This is a genomic window from Methylocaldum marinum (genome assembly GCF_003584645.1).
Classification (GTDB): Bacteria; Pseudomonadota; Gammaproteobacteria; order Methylococcales; family Methylococcaceae; genus Methylocaldum; species Methylocaldum marinum.
Genome location: NZ_AP017928.1, coordinates 5,961,953 through 5,982,968, shown reverse-complemented (window position 1 = coordinate 5,982,968; position 21,016 = coordinate 5,961,953). Strand labels below are relative to the sequence as shown.

Sequence of the window (21,016 nt, the reverse complement as noted above, 5' to 3'; positions counted from 1 at the left end):
TGAATCGCTGCCTGAACTGCTGCCCAAATGGCGCTGCCGGCTACCGGAACAGCCCATCTACCGCAAAGTCCATAGCCCGTGTCAGGCATCCGGACTGTCGGGCCGGCGCGGTTCGGTATCCCAGCCGACTCCGAACATCCGTTGCAACTGCCGCGCCCGCCATGTCAGATAAATCCCGACCAGCACTGCCGGAATACTGAGCCATTGGCCCACGGAAATCGTCCAGCCGGTCTCGAACGCGGCTTGGCTTTCCTTGAAAAATTCAAGGACGAAGCGGGTACTGAACACCAGAATGAAAAAACGTCCGAACATATGCCCCGCCGGCACGCTATTCCCACGCTTGAGATAAAAACGGAACTGGATCAGGAAAATCAGCAGGTAACAGAAAGCCTCGTAAAGCTGTACCGGATGGCGGGGCAGCAGATCGACCCGAGCGAAGATCACCGCCCAGGGGACGTCGGCGGGCCGGCCGAGAATTTCCGAATTGAAGAAATTGCCGATGCGGATCAAGCAGCCGGACAAGGGCACGGTGACCCCGATTCGATCGCAAACCCAGAGAAAGGATTGATCGGTAGCCCGGCGGGAGTACAGCCAGACTGCGATCAAAATGCCGATTACCGCCCCGTGGCTTGCGAGCCCGCCCTCCCATACCGCGAAGATCTTCCACGGATGCGTCAGATACCGCACCGGATCGTAGAACAGCACATGGCCCAAGCGCGCGCCGATCACGGTTCCGGCGAGAACGAACAGCACCAGGTCGTAAACCTCGTCCTGCGGCCGCCCCTCTCGACGAAACAAATAGCGGAAGACGAACAGACCGTAGACAAACGTCGAAGAGAAGAAAAGTCCGTACCAGTGGACAGGAAGATGCAGAGCGCCTATGGAAATGGTGAAGGCGATCGGAGATATATCCCATAACATGGCGAATATAACCCTTCGTGAATGCGGTTTATCAAACTTTTTCGAAACGGCTTACCGTCCGGAGCCGAAAAATTTCTTCTGCTCTTCGAACTTTGTCAAACACCCCACCCTACTCCGGAAAGGCGATCCGGCGGGTTCTGCCAGATGGGCGAACGCTTGCTCCTCTTTATACATCAGGCCCGTAAATACCCTCCTGGTCTTTACGGGCCGCCGCCCGGGCCAGTACACGCCCAGCCCGGGCTCACGCGGCTTGTCGCCGCGCCGGGGCATCCCTGCCTCGGATTAACCCGACCTATGTTTACAGGCCGGGTTAATAAACTTCTCCCGGCTTTGCCGACCTAAGAGGGTGTATGGGAAACATCGCGAGAGGTCCGAGAGTGAGTACAGGGCACGAGCTGACACGGAGCGGAGCAGATGCGAAGTCATACACCTTCGCGACATCGCTATCGGACCGAGTAACGGCCCCGGCCGTCACGTGTTTCTCGAAAACCGCACGAGAGTTCGAGGTATTGAAGCGAGGGCATGACGATGAATTCTGAAGCGGACCCGATCGTTGGCAATTGGTATAGACACCTGGATAAAGGACAAACCTTTCAGGTCGTTTTCGTGGACGAAGATGCGGATTCGGTAGAGATCCAGCATTTCGACGGCGACGTCGAAGAGATGGATTTGGATAGCTGGTACCGGCTCGATATTCTGCCGATCGAAGCACCGGAAAATTGGAGCGGGCCGGTGGACGTTTCGGAGATGGACGATCTCACCGGCACCGAAGTGTCCGATACCCTCCCCGAAGATTGGGCCGAACCCCTGGAAGAAATCAAGAAGACGCCGGAGCGGCCTAACGAAGAGCGCTCGGAAGAAACGGGAGACGACTGGGGCGAAGGATTTCCGGAAGAAGAACCCTTGGAACAGGAGCCTTCGGAGCAGACGCCGGAAGAGCTCGGCGAGGAAAAGCCGCGCCAAGAAAGCACGGCCCCTTGGAAATAGGCATTTTCAGAACCCCGATCAGCGCGGCTTTCCGATCGGTACCAGATATAGGGGCTTTTCCTTCTCCGGCAGATCCAGTACGTTCGCCGACCACTCGTCATTGAACGCTCCGACCGGCGTACCGCCGAGCCCCAGGGCCACGGCCTGGAGTAAAACGTTTTGCGCCGCATGCCCGGCTTCCATGTGGACGTAATCGCGGCCACGAATGCCGTACTTTGCCGTCGGACGCTCCTCCACGCCGGCGAAAACGAGAATTGCAGCACTGTCTTTCATCCAATCCTGATGCATTGCCGCAGCGGCGAGATCAGCCCGAAAGTCGCCGCGGCGAAGCACCTTGAGCCGATGCCGGTGAGGAAGATACCGATAAACACCGCTCGGAAGACTGACGATGTCGCCGCCCACCAAGTAAAGCGCCAGGGGATAAAGTGCGCCCGCCGAAGGGGCGGTCCGCAGCCGCTCCTCGTGGGAAATCCCCTGAGCGGCCCATAACAGCTGAGACACGTCGCCCAACGAAATCGGCTTGTCGAGAAACTCCCGGACCGAATGGCGCCGGTTCAGCGTTTCTTCCAGCGACATCGGACCCGCGATTCGTGGCGGGGGCAGCACGATAATCTCGGCGGCAATCACGCGATGTCTTCCGGTATCGACCGATCTTGCGGCCGGTGAAGTCGCATGAGCCGCAAGTACGGCCGCCAGGGCGAACCGCAGCATGAAAAACGATGGCGTGTCTCGTCCGCAGAGAGCCTTCCGCATCGCCTACCTCCATAATCAGTACAACAATCGGATTTGTGGCTAAACCCAAAGCGTTCGGCCGGATTCGAGCAATGGCCGAACACCGGCACGATGGCACTCCGGTCGTGCATTACCGCCCCCTACAGAATACGCCTTAATATTCGATAGACCAAAATCCCCGGCCGGCGTTTACCGAAGAATCCTTCGCCCGGCGAATCGTTGACTGAAGCCGCCGAGCCGTGACGTCCGGTCTAAACCAGTTCCGAAAGCGGCGGCACCGCCTGATACCGGAGGAACTTGCCCGGATTCGGTTCGATCGAATGTTGCAAAGGCGGAAAACTGGCTGGAGCCGACTTGTACACGCACTCGATACAATTACCGATACTTTTTTCTATCGCTGTGTGGTCAAGCTCTCTTGACGCGGCCTTTTCCGCCATCTGTCCGAGCATCGCCCCCCGAGGCCATTCGGCCGCATCCGGAAACTCGCAGCGCAAGGCATGGAATCGGCCGGGATAACGAGGACATCCATGAAAAAGCTCTTTGCTTCGCTGGCGGCATCGGTTCTGGTCATTGCCACGAGCGCGTTGCCCGCAGCGGCGCAAACGCCCACTTCCGAAAGCCTGCCGCAAGCCCCGTTCGGCGCGCAAGGCACCAAGTTGCGGAAACATCTGGAAAGTTTGCAAGAAGGCGCCACGCGTGCGTACGAAAGCTATGGAGACGCGATGCTCAGCCATATCGATGAACTTTCGCTCTCCAACGAACAGATCGGTCAAATAAAGCGAATTCATCAAGGCAATCAGCAAGAAATCAAAGAACTCGGCAAGAGACTTCGTGAATCCCAACGATCGCTGTATAAGCTTTACCTGAACCCGGCGAACGATGAGGACGCCATTCGCGCTGCGGCAAGCGATCACGTGGCAACATTCGACACCCTGGTCGACACGGCTTTGAGAGCCCGTGCGGAGATCAATGCCGTATTGACCCCGGAGCAGTTCAAGCGGCTGCAAGCGCTGATGGACGAGCGGTAATTCGGATAGGGACGCTCGAGAGTCCAGGCGTCCGCTCATGCTCTCGATCACCGGGCGTTGCCCGCAGAACAAGAGAAACAGACCCGAGAGGGAACCTCCGGAACGCCTTATCTGGACAGGCTCCGGCAGGTGACTCCGAAGACCGAAGCCCATTGATTGAGGTAGACCGTCCCTGGTCCGGTTTGGCGCGATACGGTATGCACCGAGATCCTGTTTAGTATTCTCCGAGCCGATTATTTCGAACTGATGACAAGCCGCCAAGCTTCCTGTCATCCTGGATCAACCAAAGCGGGCTTACGGGGACGGGGAACCCTGCCGCGCGCCGCCGCTGTCGGCATGCTCGGTACCGAGTCCAGCCCCGAGTCACCAACCCACGCTGTTAGGAACTTCGACTAAATCATGTGCCTGGCCCCAAAATCAAGGAAACCGGAACGGCTTTAAAGGGGTCAAACGGCGATGGATACTATGACCTATGACAGTACAATCCTCTTCCGAAAGCGCGCCGATGAGACGTTTTCGGCGGTTTTCCCTGCCCGAATTTCGCCATAATGAGGGCTAAAACAAGACGAACATCACCCCCGGGGGGACGAAACAGGTAAACTCTTTGAACCGGCTGTTCCAATGCAGCTTGCGGCACATTATGAAACAGACACAGTCCTGCTCTTTTGAAACTCTGTGGGCCGGCGTCACGCCGATTTCGGCCAAATTGACGCTGCCCGAAGAACAAACGCTGTGCCAGGCCTTATTCGAGGCCTTACCCGATGCGATCGCGGTCGTCGACTCTCGGGGCTGCATCCGGGAAATAAATGCGGAGCTGGAACGACTGTTCGGATACGAACGTGAAGAATTGCAGGGACAACTCGTCGAGATATTGCTGCCGGAGCGCTTTCGGGCGATCCATAGCGAGCACCGCCGGCGCTATCACGCAGCGCCCTACCGGCTCAAGATGAGCCGGCGCCCGGACCTCTACGGACAGCGCCGGGATGGCACCGAGTTTCCCGTGGACGTCCATTTGGCACCGATCAAGACAGCGGAAGGCATCCTCATCATAAGCGTCATACGTGATATCACCACGCACAAGACGGCCGAAGCGGAAATCAAGGAGCATGCGCACCGCAAAGCCGTCATCGCCGATCTGAGCCAATCGGCCTTGGCGAGCACCAGCCTCGATGGGCTAATGCAAAACGCCGTGGAACAGATCGCCCAGAGCCTCGATATCGAGTACGCCAAAATCCTGGAGCTTCTTCCCGACGGTCAGGCCTTGCAATTGAAGGCCGGCGTGGGCTGGAAAGACGGATTGGTGGGAAACGCCACGGTCAGCGCCGGCCTGGAATCGCAAGCGGGTTACACGCTGCTGATCTCCAAACCGTCCGACGAGAGTACGCTGATTGCCGGCGAGCCGGTTATCGTCGAAGACCTCCGAAGCGAAACCCGCTTCAGCGGACCGCCCCTGCTCTTTGAACACGGCGTCGTGAGCGGCATGAGCATTACCATTCCCGGCTACGCCCGCCCGTATGGCGTATTGGGCGTACATACCAGAAAGCACAGGGTTTTTACCGAGGATGACGCTCAGTTTCTGAGAGCCGTAGCCCACACGCTGGCTCTGGCCATCGAGCGCTGGCAAACCGAACAAGCCTTGCGTGAAAGCGAAATGCGCGCCCGGCGTTTGGTGGAGGCCAATATCATCGGGGTAATGGAAGGCATCGACGACAGGATCTGCAATGCCAACCAAATCTTCCTGGATATGCTGGGGTACAGCCGTGAAGACCTGCTGGCCGGCAAATTGCGCTGGCCGGAGATTACGCCGCCCGATTACCACGCCCTGGATGAAGCCGCCCGGAGCCAGTTGCTGGATCACGGCGCCATCGCCCCCTTCGAGAAAGAATTCTTCCGCAAGAACGGCTCTCGGGTGCCGATCCTGCTCTGCGCCACGGTGCTGGAACGCTCACCCTTTACCTGGATTGCGTTCGTCGTCGATTTGAGCGACTACAAGCGGATGGAAGACTCGCTGCGCCGCCGCGCGGCCGAACTCGCGGAGGCCGACCGCCGCAAGGACGAATTCCTGGCGATGCTGGCTCACGAACTCCGAAATCCGCTGGCGCCGATCCGCAACGCGGTCCACATTCTGCATCGCCTGGTACCGCTGCTCCCCGAGAGTCAACGCCCGCTCGAGATGATCGAGCGGCAGACCCAGCATTTGGCTCGCCTGGTGGACGACCTTCTCGATGTCTCGCGGGTTACCCGCGGCAAGATCAACCTGCACAAACTGCCGGTCGATGTCGTGGCCCTGGCCGCTCGCGTTGTCGAGAACCACCGGCCCAGCGCATCGGCGCATCAGCATACCGTCACCTCGACCTTGCCGCCGCGCCCTCTCTACGTGGAGGGCGATGAAGTGCGGTTAACCCAGGTCCTCGACAATCTTCTCAATAATGCCAACAAATACACTCCCGAAGGCGGACACATCTGGCTCACGGTCGAGAACGGCAAACATGAGGCGCTGGTCTCGGTCCGCGACAGCGGCATCGGAATTGCCGAAGAGGATCTCCCCGGCGTCTTCGACTTGTTCTCTCAAGTCGATCCGGGCATCGATCGAGCCCGAGGAGGCTTGGGCATAGGACTCTCGCTGGTCAAACGACTGGTGGAGATGCACGGGGGCTATGTCGAAGCGCGCAGCGAGGGCCACGGGAAAGGCAGCGAATTCATCGTTCACCTCCCCCTCTTATGCGCAACAACCGGACCGGGCTCCGTTCCCGAGGGCACCCAGCCGGCTTCCGAGGCGCCGGCTCCGTTACGGGTTCTGGTGGTGGATGACAACTATGACGCCGCGGACTCGATGGCCTTGCTGGTCAATCTATGGGGACATGAAACACGTGTCGTCCATGACGGCCGCTGCGCCGTGGAAATGTGCCTTAGCTACCGGCCGGACATCGTTCTGCTCGATCTCGGCCTGCCCGGAATGAGCGGCTATGAGGTGGCTCGACACTTACGAAATGAATACGGAGACACTATGGGACTTTTCGCCTTGACCGGATATGGACAAGCCGAAGACCGGGAGCGAAGCGCAGCGGCAGGTTTCGATCACCATCTGGTCAAACCGATTGATCCCGACACCCTCAAAACGCTGCTCGCATCACGCAACCCGCCGACAACCTGAATCCCCGCCTTGCCCCGGAATGCCATTCGACTCCCCCGAGCGCACTCGGCCGCTTCCCGTTACCGGGATCAAACGCGCGCCGGGGTCAGCGCCAGCTGAGGCCCGTGAGAAAAAGAATCCACGGACGGACATGGCTCCCGATGAGGCATACCTAAGGACGGCGATTCCTTCGTGGACAGTCCGCCGGAAAAACCCTTCAACAGAAGGGAGTTTAGCCCCTCGCCCTCCGGGAGAAGGGTTGGGGCGACGGAATGCGTCGGCTGATGGGGCATTGCGGTTATTTCGGTAGTCAACTGCGGTTTTTAGGTTCAATGACGCAGCTGTTTCTCCCATTTCGACAGAACGGTGGCAGCCACCGCATTGCCGAGGACATTGGTGGCGGACCGGCCCATGTCCAGGAAGTGATCGATAGGCAAGAGCAATAACAGACCCGCTTCCGGGATATCGAACATCGATAGTGCGCCGGTAATGACGACCAGAGACGCCCGCGGAACCGCCGCGATACCTTTGCTGGTCAGCATCAGCGTCAGCAACATGATGATTTGCTGGTGGAGCGATAAATCGATGCCGTAGGCTTGGGCGATGAACAGCGTCGCGAAGGTCATGTACATCATCGACCCGTCCAGATTGAACGAATACCCCAAGGGGAGCACAAAACTGGCAATGCGGTTGGGACAGCCGAACCGCTCCAGTTCCTGCAGCGTCTTGGGAAATGCCGCTTCGCTGCTGGCCGTACTGAAGGCCAGCAGGAACGGACCGCCCAACCGCCCGAGCAAGCTTTTGATCCGTGTACCCACCACCAGAAAGCCGAACAGAATCAACACGCCCCAGAGCAGCATCAGCGCCAGATAAAATTCGACCATCAGGGTGCCGTACATTGAAATGACTCCCAACCCTTTCTGCGCAATCACCCCTGCCGCCGCTCCGAACACCGCCAGCGGCGCCAGGAGCATCACGTATCCGGTCACCCGCAGCATGACGTGCCCCAGGGCATCCAGCGCGGCAATGATGGGTTCGCCGCGGTCGCCGGTGGTAGCCGCCGCCACCCCGAAAAACGATGCAAACACGACGATTTGCAGAATCTGATTCTGTCCCATGGCTTCCACCACATTCTGCGGAATGAGGTGATGGAGAAGCGCCTTCAGATCGAATTGACCGGAAGGGAGGCCGGCATTGGCGACGGCGTCCGAAGCCAGGGGAAGATGCAACTGACTACCAGGCTGCGCCAGATTGACCAGGATCATGCCCAGCGAAAGCGAAACCAGGCTCGCGATGAAGAAATAGAACAGGGCTTTTCCGCCCAGTCGACCGATTGCCTTGACATCCCCCAGCTTGGCAATCCCGACGACCAGAGTCGAAAACACCAGTGGCGCGATGATCGCCTTGATGAGGCGCATGAATACGTCGGTCAACAGTGAGACGTTATTGACGAAGGTTTCAATTGCAGCCGGGTCGGGGACGAAGCGCCGCACCGTTTCACCGCAGATGACGCCCAATACGAGGGCGGCCAAAATCGAAGTTGTAAGAACATTTTTCGGCATTTTGCTGAATCGTGGTTTCGTGCCGGCGAAGCGCGACGGCAGAGCCATCGGATGGAAAGCGCGTCGGCCGGAGTTGATAATCGGGCGGAGGGCGACTTTCAATGTCGGAAGCGATCAGCCCGCCCGATCCCACGGCGTTGGCTGATCGCAAGAACGCCAAGGCTCGGGGAGCCATCCAATTCAACTTGTCCGATCGATGATATCGCGTTGGAGCGGCGATCCTGTTTTTGGCCTAGTATAGCCGTCAGACAAGTTCTGCCGCTAGGTTCGATTCGGAAACGGTAGCGGGGATATAGGGAGGAACTGCCGCACTTTGATCCGAGGCCGGCGGAATGAAGAGCGTTGAGCCGCAACCGGCATTTCCCATTTCTCCGTCGGCGAAATGCCGGTCGGATTTATCGAATCAGAGCTTCCCGAGTTGTGTGGCACGCGAGTACAACGCGTCGATCGGCAATCCCTTGCCGACGGTGCACCCGGACCAGCGGGTTCGTCGGCAAGGGATTGCCGACGCCGACGGTTGGTCAACCCATTTCTTCCGGAAAGGATTCCCGACGGTGCAATTGCGCCAACGGGTTCCGTAGGGCGCGAACCCCGTTCCGGCCCGTGGGTTGCATCTTATTTTCCAGGCCGGTATCTACGCAGGCTTGGGAGGAGAAATGCCCCTGGGTCGCCGGCCCGCCTGCAATTCGGCCTCGCACGCTACGCTGCCCCGCTTCGCTCGCGAGCCCGGGGCAGCCCATCCCCGGCCTGCCCGCTCGTCGCGTTGCGCCTCGCCCTGCCGATTTGTCCCAGAGGGAGCGGGCTTATTCAGAGTTTCCTTAAGGCTTACCAGGGAAACAGCGGTCCGTTCAGTGTAGCGCTTCGAACCTCCTCGGGCACCAGAATGAATACTACGAAAGTGACGGTCGCCAGCAGCGACGTGGCGGAAACCGCGAGCCCCAAAAAGAAAAACCTGGCAAAGCTACCGATCATCGGTTTGGATTCTGCGACTAACATGCACTTGACTCTTCTGTCTGTTACCCAAAGCGTGATGATAGGACCGGGAGGGCGCAAGAGTCGTCAGGAAATGGTCAATTCTTGGTTACGATTTTACTCTGATCGTATCGGTCCAATGCACCGTTTTAAAAGCGGCGGTTCGGGTCAATGACGAAAAATCACTTCGGCCGGAAGTTCTCGAAGTACGAATCGGCCATCAGTCTCCGACTGCGCCACGCCGTTGAGCTCGACTCGGCAGGGACACTGCGGCAGGGGGAGATCGACCACGAGTTTTCCCGGCGGAATCGTCAATCCTGCGTCGATTCGGATCCGGGTTTCGCCCGGAGCGGGCGCATCGACGTGATAGTTCAGAGTTCCATGGGAGGTTTTCAGCCCCGTGATGCCGACACCTCCCGCCGCTTCCAGCCAACGTCGAGGCAGCCCTGCTCCGAGCACCAAACGCTGACCGGACTCTTCGTAAGCGAACAGGCTCAGGAACGCCTGGATGAATTCCGCGCCTATCCACGAATGGGGCATATCGCCGATGAACCGGGGCGCAAGCGCGTCGCGCCAGACGATTTCGGGCCATTGATTCCACGCAGCCGGGCGTCTCCCCTGAAAAAGAAACTGAAGCGTCCGGAATGCCGCATCCCGTTTGCCGAGCCGGACCAGGGCGCCGACGTTGCGGAATTCGTAGGGCGCATACGCCGGCTGATCGAGTTCCCGCTTGATCCTGGCCTCGACGTCGCGCGCGTAACGGCTGAAGGTCTGTTGTAAAGCCGGTTCCAAATCCCCCAGCGCCTCGCCCCCGATCGATAGAGCGATCGCCGTGGAGGTCGGGTCATAATCGGCCAGCTCCGCGGAAGCCGGAACGAAGTCTATGCCGGATTCGCGTCGGGTCAGCTCGATAGACCGATGGACATCTGCACGCAGTTCGTCCCCCAGCCCGGCATAGCGGACCGCTTTTTCGCGATCGCCGACGGCTGCCGCCAGCTCGCCAGCGTCGGCCATGCCCCGGATCGCCCAGAAGTCATCCCAATAGGAATGGACCGGGCGGGCCACGTAGCCTTCGTGGCTGGCCGATTCAGGCAGGAGTCCGAAGAAGCGCCGGGTCTCGGCTCGCGTGTAAGCCTCGGTCAAGCGCTGCCGCCGCAAATCGGCCAGATAATCGACGGCCCGCACCACTCGGGGCCACAAGTCCTTCAAGAACCCGTGATCGCCCGTGAAGCGGTAATAATTGGCGACCGTAAAAATGAATTGCCCGGCACTGTCATGCTCGATCATAAAGTCCGGACCCCACGGGTCCAGGCAACAGGGTACCGCGCCATCCGCCGTCTGATAGTCCGCATACCAGTGCAAAAACTCGCGTACCGGCTGCGCATGCCCGAAAGCCAGGAGCGTGGCGGAAGTTATCGCCCCATCGCGAATCCAGGTGCGGCCATAGCGCCGAGAACCGGGGCGCAAGGCACGGCCGTCGCGATGGATGAGGATATAGGCGAGGTTGCTCTTCACGGCCCGGACCAAATCCTCGTCGCCCGGCGGCACCTGAAACGCGACCTGTCCCAGTTCGGACTCCCACTTTCGAACGGCCTCGGCGTACCGTTTCGCCCAAAAACGGCCGGCAGCGGCGCCGTCCAAAAATCGATCCCGGCCGGCATGATCGGCTTTCGCGGGAAGCGCGAGATAAACATCACGCGTTTCGCCCGGCGCGAGAACAAGCGGATAGCGGAGTGCGCCGCTCGCGAACCCGTTCGGATCGATCACGGATTTCCCGGAGGGAACGGCGTCCCGCGCAAGATCCGAGGTAATCGGATAAGCGTCGAAATTCGCGACCCCGGCCTCGGCGGGTCGAGTCAGCGGCACGACCAAGCGCTCGTCGGCACGGAGAAGGGCATTTTCATAACCGAGCCTGTGGATTCCGGCAACGCCCCCCATGGTGTGCAAGGACTGCCAGGGCGGATTGACCAGGAACGGACGTACCGTTAGAAACAGACTCGCTTTCGCGGTTTCGGCGCCGCGGTTCGTGACCCGATAGCGGGCAAGGACCAAGCCCTCGGGATCATCGCTTGCCAACGCAGTAACGGTAAGAGAAAGGGGTCCCCGTTCCCGGCTTACCGACGGAATCGGCAGAAAACCCCGTTCGAGCGACGGCGTCGCCATTCCGTCAGCCCAGCTATGGAGCCGTCCGCCGGAATAAAGAAACGGCTCGATGGAGAAAGCACCCTCGTCGACCTCCAGCATGCCGTCTTCGTTCAGAAGGGCTTCGCGATCCGCTCCTCTCCGTCCGGTCCCGGAACTGCCAACCACCGTCCAGTAAGTTTGCTCGCCCAAAAAATAGCGGGGGTAGGCCCCCCGCTCCGAATCCCGGGCAATGCGTTCGAACATTCGATTGGACGAAGAGCTGAACTCAATCGGCGCGACTTCGAGGCGGCGGATGCCGAACCCCTTTCCCTGCCGGCTGCGTTCCAGCGAAAACCGCACGAAACGGGATTCCGACTCGGGCAGTGGAATGTAGTCGCGCCGGCCGTTGCCTCGGATCACCGAATACGCCTTGTGCCAGGTTCGGCTGTCGTCGGAACGTTCGATCGTGTAAGCCGTGGCATAGTCATCCGGATCCCAATCGATGACCAGCCCGCCGTATTCCCGAAGTTCCCCGAAATCAACAAGCAACCACTGGGGTTCACCCTTGTCCGCGCTATGCCAAGCCGATCCCGGAGGCGACTCCAGTAGCCGCTGCGGCCCCTGCCCCGGCCTCGAACTCGAGGCGGTCAAGACCGGCGTCCCGGCGTAAGCCCCTTGCGGTGGAAGCGGTTCGAGCCGCAGATCGTCGATCCAGACAGAGCCGTGGCCGCCGGAACCGCGCGCGATGACGAACTCGATGAGGCCCAATTCCGTCAACGGTTTCTCGCCCGACGGCCCCCAGGCAAACTCGAACCGGCGTTGTTTAAGGCGCAGTGTCTGCCAGGTCTTGGCGAAACGAAAATCGGGATTGCGAAAGCGCCGGACATTCTTGCCCGACCGGTCGACCAGCCGGACCTCGAGCACATTCGGCGGCGCACTGCCGCGAAGGGCGAAAGACAAGGCGTAATTTTCCGGCAGGGCGATCGGGAAATGCTTGTGGACCAGGACCTCGCCGCCACCCTTGCGGAAGTCGAAGTCGATACGCAAGGCCGGTCCCGTGCGGCCCCGGTCGCGTGCCAGCGAAACGTGAGCTCCCCGGGCGGCAACGGTGCTCCAATCCTCGATCCGTTCGAAATCGTCCAGATCCTGTACCGGAACGGCGGATGTCCCGGCTGCCGTATTCAGCGTCAAAAGTACAACGAAGGACAACCCGAATCGGATCATAACCGGAAACAAATGAATGCTTGCATGTCACACTTAATCCTGAATCAATCGCCATTTCCATCCGCCATCGCCGGTGAGTTCGAGAACGGCATCGTAGTTGTCCAGCTTCTCGTCCGTACCTCTTCGCCCGGTCGTCCAGCGGCTGAAGGTAACATAGGTGATCGTGCTGTTGGAAAGCATCTTCAGCAACTGCCCTGCTTCGTCTGCCCTGAGCGAGGTACTCATGCGGTCCAGGAAGGCGAACCGCGGAGCGGCCAGTAACAAGCGGGCGAATGCCAATCGTTGCTGCTCGCGCAGCGAAAGCACATGATCCCAATCCCGCTCGACATCCAGCCCTCCGCTCCGCGCCGGTATCGAGTCCAGAGCCAGATCGCGCAGCACGGCGAGTATGCGACTTTCCGGAATAGATTCCTCCGTGCCGCCGCGCACGAGCAGTTCCCGCAGCGTGCCCGGAGGGAGGTAAGGCCGTTCGGGAAGAAAATAAATCTGATCGGACTCGGGTCGGACGATTCGCCCCGTTCCGCTATCCCAGATTCCCGCCGTGGCTCGGAACAGGGCGACCTTTGCTTCCTCGCTCTGCCCTGTGACCAAAACCCGGGTGCCGGGCGAAATCGAGACCGTCAAATCTTTGATCAACGGGCGGCCATCACGGGGCAACAGCAAGCTCAGCCCAACGTAAGCCACGTGCTCGCCCTCGCCAATCTCTATCACCGATCGTTCGGGAGCCTGCGCGTCCCGGAGCGCCTCCGCCAACGAGCCGAGCCGCGCTATGACTGCCGCGAAAGACGAAATGGACTGGAACTGCGTGACGATAAGCGAGAAGGCGCCCACCAAATGGGCAAAAGCCATCGCCGACTGCGTAATTACGCCGAACTCGACCCGCCCCTGGATGAAGAACGGCGCCACTACCAGCGCAGGGATGATTTGGATCAGATAGTTATAACCCGAGGTGAAAAAATTCAGGTTTCGGTTCACCACGATAATTCGCCGAAAATTTCTCGTCAGATCATCGAGATGGCGCAAAAGACGGACGCCCAATTGCCTTTCGCGATGAAGCAGCGCTACCGATGCGGCATTTTCCCGCACATGAATGAGATCGGACCTGAAATTGGCCTCCTTATCGAGCTGGGTATAGTTCAATTCGACCAGGGTGCGTCCCAAAAGGACAGTCAGATAGGAGCCCCCCGCCGCATAGGCGATGGTAACGGCGAACAGGATCGGGCTGATCGACAACATGACGCCGGAAAACGCCAGCACGGTAAACGTGGCATTGAGAACCATGAGCACGAACGACAAGGTCGTGGCGGTAAAGGCGCGTATATCCTCGGCGATACGCTGATCCGGGTTGGTAATTCTGCCGGTTTCGTCCAGCCGAAAATAGGTTCTTCGCTCGAGATAGCGAATTACGGCCACTCGCGTGAGCCACTCCCGCCACAGCAGTCCGAGCTTTTCCTCGGTAAACCGGAAGATGGCCGCCACTGCCGAGGCGGCGACGAACACGCCGATCCAAAGGAGACCCAGCCCGAGGAAACCGGACACGTTTCGGTGTTCGATCGAGGTCATGAAATCCCGTCCGACGTAGCTGCTGAACACGTTCAGGGCGTTAATCATGATCAATAGGAGCATGAGCCCGGCGAACAGCTGCTTGGCCTGCCCGCCGACATCGGAACCGGCGAAGCTCTTGACCGAGCGGAGAAACTGGTCCCAAGTCTTCCGGTTGATCAGAACTTGTCGTCCATTCATCCGTACGTCACCCGCTAGAGTTGGCCGCTACCCCGGCGGCTCGGGTTTAGGATGTCTCGCGGTTAGCGGTACGCCGCTCCGCGGTCTCGCGATCGTTGCAAGCGTTCGGTCCGAATCCCTCCTTGGGATCGAGATCGCGGCAGGGTTATCGAATCCCAGTGTGGCGCAAGGTTTCCGCCGTGACAAGTAGGGGTCAATGCATCCCCTACCCGGATGCCGGCGGGAATTCGAACGCAGGCGCAAAGTTCAACGATGCAGACGGACTTTAGGAAGCACTGAACAAGCCCTCTCCCTCCGGAACAGGCTTGGGTAAGGGCGTGCTAGATCAATCGGTTGCACAGGTCGCTTCTCCGCATTGGAGACTTAATCAGAGCTTCCTTTAGTAACCCCAAGCTTCGATCTTCCCGTTTTTCGTGTAGACCGAGCCGGGCGACATCATCCAGCCCGCCTGGTAGACGTGCCGGACCTCTTCCTCGTCCGCCGATACGATATCTTCTCTCATGGGAACGCCCCACGACGCGTAAAGAGCGCACCGGCTCATGCCCTTTCGAATCCGCTTCTGCCCCACGAGTTCCCATTCGGCCGGTGTCAGCAAGTTGCGCCGCTGGATTTCGCGCTTATACTGGTCCGCCCGGGCGTCGGACATGATCCAGGTCGCGTAAACAGCGTAGCCGCGACAAAGCTCCAGATCGCCGAGGCCGTTCAGACGTGCCGGATCGGTCGTGCAGCCGGCGGACACGCTCACGACCAGCACCGACAGAAACCGGACAAAGCCGGCACGATCGGTCGGCCGTTCGGCCACGCCTGCGGACACCGGCAAGGAGAAGAAAGCCAGTGATCGGCGGCATATAGCCCTCCAGGGCATCCTCTTCCATGGTCCTGGAAACGGCAGCTGGGCGCGGCCGACCATGCGGCGGCCGGATCGGACGGCTAGTCTGTCCCGCGCGTGTCGAAGGGCCGGTCCCGGCCTCGTCGAAGGCGAGCGACGACGCCGTGCCGCCCACGAGAAGACCAACGCCGTTAGGCGTCCCGCCCGCCGTATAACCTGGCATGCAGCGGCTGTACCTAATCCGTGGAATCGGGAGAAAAGAAGACGGTTGGAATTCATGGGCTTTTCCGCTCGTATTCATCGTTCGACTGCCGTTTTTAGGACGGTCAGCCCAGCCGGCGAAAACTCAGCCGTGCGATTTGGCGAGAGACCCAAAATTAGACCTCGTCCGGAATTCTCCGTTGCCGCGCCGCACCGGAATCAACGCTTCGAACGCGCCGGCCGGATACGGAACTTCAAGCCCACGGGGCAGTCTACTGCATTGAAAAACCGATAGAACTTCTAAAAAGCGATCCTCTCTAACATCTTGTTACGCCGGTCGTGTAAAGACCTCCCGATCTCTTCGAGAAAGCAAAAATACGGCGATTATTCTCGTCTTAATTACCAGCTAACCGAGTCAAGCCGAAACGCTCACCCGTCGAGATATTCCGAAAAGGTCTTCAGACGCGGAACCCGAATCCAGCATAGCGACACCGGATTTACAGACAGCGATCGATGTTCACCGGTTTTCTCGATGATTTCCATAAAAAAACCAAAACCAACGTTAACCAAATGCCTATTACGACAAACCAGTTGATGAATCACGAACACCAGCAACTTCAGCTCGAAGAGCTCATTGCCAAGGGGAAAATCCAAGGCTACCTGACCTATTCGGATATCAGCGACCATATGCCCGATGAGATGCTCGAACCGGAGCAGTTCGAAGATATCATCGGCATGATCGAGGATATCGGAATCGACGTGTACGAAGAAGCACCCGACGCCGAACTGATTTCCGCGCCGGCCGCCATTACCGAGGAAGACGAAGAAGAAACGGCCGCCGTCGCGGCGGTATTGGCTTCGCCCATCGATCTCGAACAAAAGCGGACGTCCGATCCGGTGCGCATCTACATGCGCGAGATGGGCGCCGTGGACCTGCTCACGCGAGAACAGGAATTGAGCATCGCCAGACGGATCGAAGAAGGCCTTGATCAGGCGGCACACGAATTGGTGCGCTGCCTGCCCGCAATGGAACGCTTTTTCAAGGCCTTCGAGTCCATTGAGCGGGGCGGCGTACGCCTGTCCGATCTGATCTCGGGTTTTGTCAGCCCGATGCCGCAGCCCGAAACGGTTGAGCTCGAGGAGGATTCCGAAGCCGAATTGGCCGAGGAAACCGAAAGCGGTCCGGATACCGGGCAACTAGAGGAAAAATTGGCGGAATTCGCCAAGCGCCACGAGACCGTGCTCAGTACCCTGCGAGAATACGGCCCGAAGCACGAATTCACTCGAGAGGCTTTCGACGCCCTGGCCGAGAGTTTCCTGGAATTCAAAAAGACGCCTCAGTTTTTCAAAGAACTGACCGGCGTATTACATGCCGCTGCCGCCGAAATTCGCGAGCAGGAAAGGCTGATCCAGAACCTCTGCGTGCAACAAAGCAAAATGCCGCGTGCGGAGTTCATCGCTTCTTTCGTCGGACACGAAACTTCTCCGCTCTGGCTGCAGCAACAGTTGGAAAAGCAAGCACCCTTCGCGGAAACCCTGGCGGCACACGCCGGAAGAATCGAACAGGCTCAAAACAAATTGGCTCGAATCGAGCAGGTCCATGGCCTATCGATCGGCGAAATCAAGGAAATGAACAGACGCGTCTCTATTGCCGAAAATCACGCGCAGCAGGCGAAAAAGGAAATGGTCGAAGCGAATCTGCGGCTGGTGATCTCCATTGCCAGAAAGTACACCAATCGGGGACTTCAATTTCCCGATCTGATCCAGGAAGGCAATATCGGCCTGATGAGGGCTGTGGACAAGTTCGAATACCACCGTGGATATAAGTTTTCCACCTACGCCACGTGGTGGATTCGCCAGGCGATCACCCGAGCCATCGCCGACCAGGCGCGGACCATTCGCATCCCGGTACACATGATAGAAACGATCAATAAGCTGAACCGGATTTCGCGTCAGCTGACCCAAGAGTTGGGACGCGACCCCACGGCGGAAGAGCTGGGAGAGCGTATGGGACTGCCCGAGGACAAGGTGCGCGCGATACTCAAAGTCACCCGGGAACCCGTTTCGATGGCAACCCCCGTCGGGGACGAAGGGGACACCCATCTCGGCGATCTCATCGAAGATCCGTATGCCGCCTCGCCTGTCGAGTCAGCGACGACTTCGGGTCTGCGCGAAACCACCCGGAAAGCCCTGGCCGGTCTGCCCGAACGGGAAGCGGCTGTCCTGCGCATGCGTTTCGGCATCGACATGAGCACCGACCATACCCTGGAGGAAGTCGGCAGACAGTTCGACATCACCCGCGAGCGCATCCGGCAGATCGAGGTAAAAGCGCTGCGCAAGCTTCGCCAATCCTCGGGATCGGAACCGCTGCGGAGTTTCCTCGATCTGGGCTGAGCAGCCGTTCAAGGAATCTTTCAAAAAGCCCTCTCCCTCTGGGAAAGGCTTGGGTGAGGGTCTTTTGGATCAATCAGTTGTCCTGATCGCTTCTCCGAATGGGCGACTTACTGTGCGTAAAGAAAGTAAAGCCCTGTTCGAATCGCCCTCACCCTAGCCCAATCACTCCGCACCTCCCCTGTGCGGAGCCGCAAGCGGCGCTCACGCGTGCACCCGTTCGCCGGGAGCGAACGGGAGCGTGCGAAGCACCGAATGGAATATGAAGGACATAGGCTGGAATCTAGGCACGGCAAAAACGATCAAACCGGATGAGCCCCGGAGCGAAATGCTCCGGATTTTCCAATCTCCGGAAAAGGAGGTATACGATGGCCACTTATGTGTTGTTGACAACCCTAACCTCGGAAGGCCGCCAAACCCTGCACAAGAATCCCGACCGCATCGTGGAAGTGAACAAGGAGATCGAGCAGTTCGGTTGCAAAGTCCTGACCCAATACGCCCTCCTGGGCGCACACGATTTCCTGACCATCATAGAAGCACCCGACAATGAAACCGCCGCCCACCTGGCGGTCGATTTGGGATCGCGGGGCTCGGTCATTCCCATAACCCTGCCGGCCATGCACATCGATGACTTCATCAAGAAGCTCAAGGGGCCGAAACAGATGGGACACGGCTGACCGACAACCCGTGCACGCGGTCCTCCGAACGGCGAAGGAGCGCTCTCGTGATCGGAGCCGCAACGCCGTCGGTGCGCGCGCTAGCGAAGCGTTTCCGAGTTGTCGTGGCGCAGGGGATCTCCCGGCTTTTAGGCGCCACGCACAACCGGAAACTCCCGGATAATTCCGCCTCACCCGCTGGTCCGAGTATAGGTGGGGCACCGTCCAAGCCGATCCCGGGATAAACAGACCCCGCGTTTCCATGGCTGACGAACACCTTGGAACGTCCATCCCTACGCCGCTTTATGAAATACGATCACCGAGCCCGAATCCCGACAAAGAGGCCGTCATGAGCAGCGAACCCGGCCACCCGATACCCGATACGCATACGCCTCGCTGGGAACATTTTCCCCATATGGCCGACATGGGTGTGCGCGGCTACGGGACGACCCTCGAAGAAGCCTTTGCCCACGCCGCCCAGGCGCTGAATGCCGTGATCTGCGATCCCGCGCAAATCGACACGGCAACGCCGGTCGAAATCCGTTGTGAGGCGCCCGACATCGAATCCTTATTGGTCGACTGGCTGAATGCGCTCGTTTACGAAATGGCTGTCAGGCAGATGGTGTTCGGCCGGTTCGACGTGCGCATCGACGGTACCGCCCTGCACGCCACCGCCTGGGGCGACCCCGTCCAACGGGAACGCCACCGCCCGGCGGTGGAAGTCAAAGGCGCAACCTATACCGAACTGAAGGTCCATCGGAATGAAAACGGCCTTTGGATAGCGCAATGTATCGTGGATGTTTGAATCGAAGAGAGGATCGACGATGGATATCAATCGCCTGACGCGGCTATCCGAATTTGCCTGGCGCATCGAACCGGTGGACGGCATGCGGGTACCGGTCATCATCTATGCCGACGAAATTCTGCTCGGCGAGATGGATGAAAAAGTCAGAGAGCAGGCGGTTAACGTCACCATGCTCCCGGGCATCGTCGGCGCATGCTACGCCATGCCCGACGCGCACTGGGGCTACGGCTTCCCGATCGGCGGCGTGGCCGCGTTCGCCCCCGAACAGGGCGGGGTCGTTTCGGCCGGCGGCGTCGGCTTCGACATCTCTTGCGGGGTGAGAACCCTGCACACCGGACTCAAACGGGAACAGATCGACCCGCTCAAGAAAACCCTCGCCGATGCGCTGTACGCCACCGTACCGGTCGGCGTCGGCAGCCGCGGCCATATCCGGCTAGACCACGCGCAAATGGAAGAGATGCTGCGCGGCGGCGCCGAGTGGGCGGTTCGCCAAGGTTACGGGCGTTCCGAAGATCTCGAGCGAATCGAAGAGCGCGGCCGGATGGCGGGCGCTGAACCGGAAGCGGTATCGGTACACGCCAAGGAACGACAGCGGCCGGAAATGGGAACCCTGGGCTCCGGCAACCATTACCTCGAAATCCAGGAAGTCGGCGAAATCTACGATGCGGCCATCGCCGCGTCGTTCGGCCTGGCGAGCGGAGACGTGATGGTCACCATCCATTGCGGCTCGCGGGGCCTGGGCCATCAGATCGGAACCGATTATCTCAAGCGCATGCAGGCAGCCGCGGTGCAACACGGCATCGTCCTGCCCGACCGGGAACTGGCTTGCGCCCCGATCGACTCGCCGGTAGGCCGGGACTACCTCGGCGCGATGTGCGCCGCGATCAACTGCGCGCTGGCGAACCGGCAGATCATCACCCACCTGACCCGCAGGGTGTTCGCGGAAATCCTGCCGGATGCCCGGCTCGATCTGCTTTACGATGTTTCGCACAACACCTGTAAAGTGGAAGAACATCTGGTACACGGCCGAAAAAGGCAGGTCTACGTGCATCGCAAGGGCGCAACGCGCGCTTTCGGGCCGGGCCATCCCGATCTGCCGAAAGCATTTCGCGAGAGCGGACAGCCGGTCCTGATCGGCGGTTCCATGGGAACGGCGTCCTACATCCTGGCCGGCACCGCGAGCGGCGAAACCCTATCCTTCGCCTCCGCCTGCCACGGGGCCGGGCGCGCCATGAGCCGCCACCAGGCCGTGCGGACCTGGGGCGGACGGGAAGTGGTCGACGAACTCGCCGCACGCGGCATCATCGTACGCAGCCCGTCCTGGCGCGGAGTCGCCGAAGAAGCGCCGGGCGCCTACAAAGACGTCCACGACGTCGTGATAGCCGCCGATCGAGCCGGCCTCGCGCGCCTGGTCGCCCAGGTCACGCCCATGGCCTGCATCAAGGGATGAGCCGCAGTCCGCTTCGCTCACCGCATCCTACGCTTGTAGGGTGCGGTGAGGAACGAACCGCACCGATCGGCCGCGCCTGATGCGGTTCGCTTCGCTCACCACAGCCTACGCTTGTAGGGTGCGGTGAGGGACGAACCGCACCGATCGGCCGCGCCTGATGCGGTTCGCTTCGCTCACCACAGCCTACGCTTGTAGGGTGCGGTGAGGGACGAACCGCACCGATCGGCTGCGTCTGATGCGGTCCCCTTCGTTCACCGC

At 59.7% G+C, this 21,016-nt stretch carries 14 protein-coding genes; 7 read left to right on the top strand and 7 right to left on the bottom strand.

Annotated elements, in window-relative coordinates; genetic code table 11:
- Window positions 1–81: 81 nt before the first annotated feature.
- The gene (gene lgt, locus sS8_RS26985; RefSeq protein WP_119632465.1) at window positions 82–921 is read right to left on the bottom strand and encodes a prolipoprotein diacylglyceryl transferase; all 840 of its coding nucleotides are present in this window, start codon (window positions 919–921) and stop codon (window positions 82–84) included.
- 528 nt (window positions 922–1,449) lie between these two features.
- Between lgt and sS8_RS26975 the strand changes: the two genes are divergently transcribed.
- A complete protein-coding gene (locus sS8_RS26975; protein WP_119632463.1) occupies window positions 1,450–1,908 on the top strand; it encodes a DUF6763 family protein in 459 nt (152 codons plus the stop codon).
- A gap of 18 nt (window positions 1,909–1,926) precedes the next feature.
- On the opposite strand, the gene sS8_RS26970 is transcribed toward sS8_RS26975, so the two are convergent.
- Window positions 1,927–2,661 carry a SagB/ThcOx family dehydrogenase gene (locus tag sS8_RS26970; protein WP_232020456.1) on the bottom strand — a complete coding sequence of 245 codons (735 nt, stop codon included), beginning with the start codon at window positions 2,659–2,661 and terminating at the stop codon, window positions 1,927–1,929.
- A gap of 506 nt (window positions 2,662–3,167) precedes the next feature.
- Between sS8_RS26970 and sS8_RS26960 the strand changes: the two genes are divergently transcribed.
- Complete coding sequence (locus tag sS8_RS26960) at window positions 3,168–3,668, top strand: Spy/CpxP family protein refolding chaperone (RefSeq protein ID WP_170161287.1); 501 nt, start codon at window positions 3,168–3,170, stop codon at window positions 3,666–3,668.
- Window positions 3,669–4,308: 640 nt separating this feature from the next.
- The gene (locus tag sS8_RS26955; protein ID WP_119632459.1) at window positions 4,309–6,822 is read left to right on the top strand and encodes a PAS domain S-box protein; all 2,514 of its coding nucleotides are present in this window, start codon (window positions 4,309–4,311) and stop codon (window positions 6,820–6,822) included.
- Between the two features lie 308 nt (window positions 6,823–7,130).
- Here the strand turns inward: sS8_RS26955 and sS8_RS26950 are convergent, their stop codons facing one another.
- The 5 genes from sS8_RS26950 to sS8_RS26930 form a co-directional block, all read right to left on the bottom strand.
- Window positions 7,131–8,363 (bottom strand): dicarboxylate/amino acid:cation symporter, encoded by a 1,233-nt coding sequence (locus sS8_RS26950; protein WP_119633047.1) that lies wholly within the window; start codon window positions 8,361–8,363, stop codon window positions 7,131–7,133.
- Between the two features lie 825 nt (window positions 8,364–9,188).
- The gene (locus tag sS8_RS28430) at window positions 9,189–9,359 is read right to left on the bottom strand and encodes a hypothetical protein (RefSeq protein WP_170161286.1); all 171 of its coding nucleotides are present in this window, start codon (window positions 9,357–9,359) and stop codon (window positions 9,189–9,191) included.
- Window positions 9,360–9,503: 144 nt separating this feature from the next.
- Window positions 9,504–12,683 (bottom strand): discoidin domain-containing protein, encoded by a 3,180-nt coding sequence (locus sS8_RS26940; RefSeq protein ID WP_119632457.1) that lies wholly within the window; start codon window positions 12,681–12,683, stop codon window positions 9,504–9,506.
- A 33-nt stretch (window positions 12,684–12,716) separates the two neighbouring features.
- Complete coding sequence (locus sS8_RS26935) at window positions 12,717–14,426, bottom strand: ABC transporter ATP-binding protein/permease (protein WP_119632456.1); 1,710 nt, start codon at window positions 14,424–14,426, stop codon at window positions 12,717–12,719.
- 379 nt (window positions 14,427–14,805) lie between these two features.
- A complete protein-coding gene (locus sS8_RS26930) occupies window positions 14,806–15,228 on the bottom strand; it encodes a hypothetical protein (RefSeq protein WP_119632455.1) in 423 nt (140 codons plus the stop codon).
- A gap of 798 nt (window positions 15,229–16,026) precedes the next feature.
- Here sS8_RS26930 and rpoD point away from each other — a divergent pair.
- The 4 genes from rpoD (at window position 16,027) to sS8_RS26910 (ending at window position 20,758) form a co-directional block, all read left to right on the top strand.
- Window positions 16,027–17,850: an RNA polymerase sigma factor RpoD gene (rpoD, locus tag sS8_RS26925; RefSeq protein ID WP_119633046.1), complete on the top strand. Its 1,824-nt coding sequence runs from the start codon at window positions 16,027–16,029 to the stop codon at window positions 17,848–17,850.
- A 365-nt stretch (window positions 17,851–18,215) separates the two neighbouring features.
- A complete protein-coding gene (locus tag sS8_RS26920; RefSeq protein ID WP_119632454.1) occupies window positions 18,216–18,524 on the top strand; it encodes a GYD domain-containing protein in 309 nt (102 codons plus the stop codon).
- Window positions 18,525–18,852: 328 nt separating this feature from the next.
- Window positions 18,853–19,308 (top strand): archease, encoded by a 456-nt coding sequence (locus sS8_RS26915; protein ID WP_119632453.1) that lies wholly within the window; start codon window positions 18,853–18,855, stop codon window positions 19,306–19,308.
- Window positions 19,309–19,327: 19 nt separating this feature from the next.
- On the top strand, window positions 19,328–20,758 hold the full coding sequence (locus sS8_RS26910) for an RtcB family protein (protein WP_119632452.1): 1,431 nt from the start codon (window positions 19,328–19,330) through the stop codon (window positions 20,756–20,758).
- Window positions 20,759–21,016 lie beyond the last annotated feature (258 nt).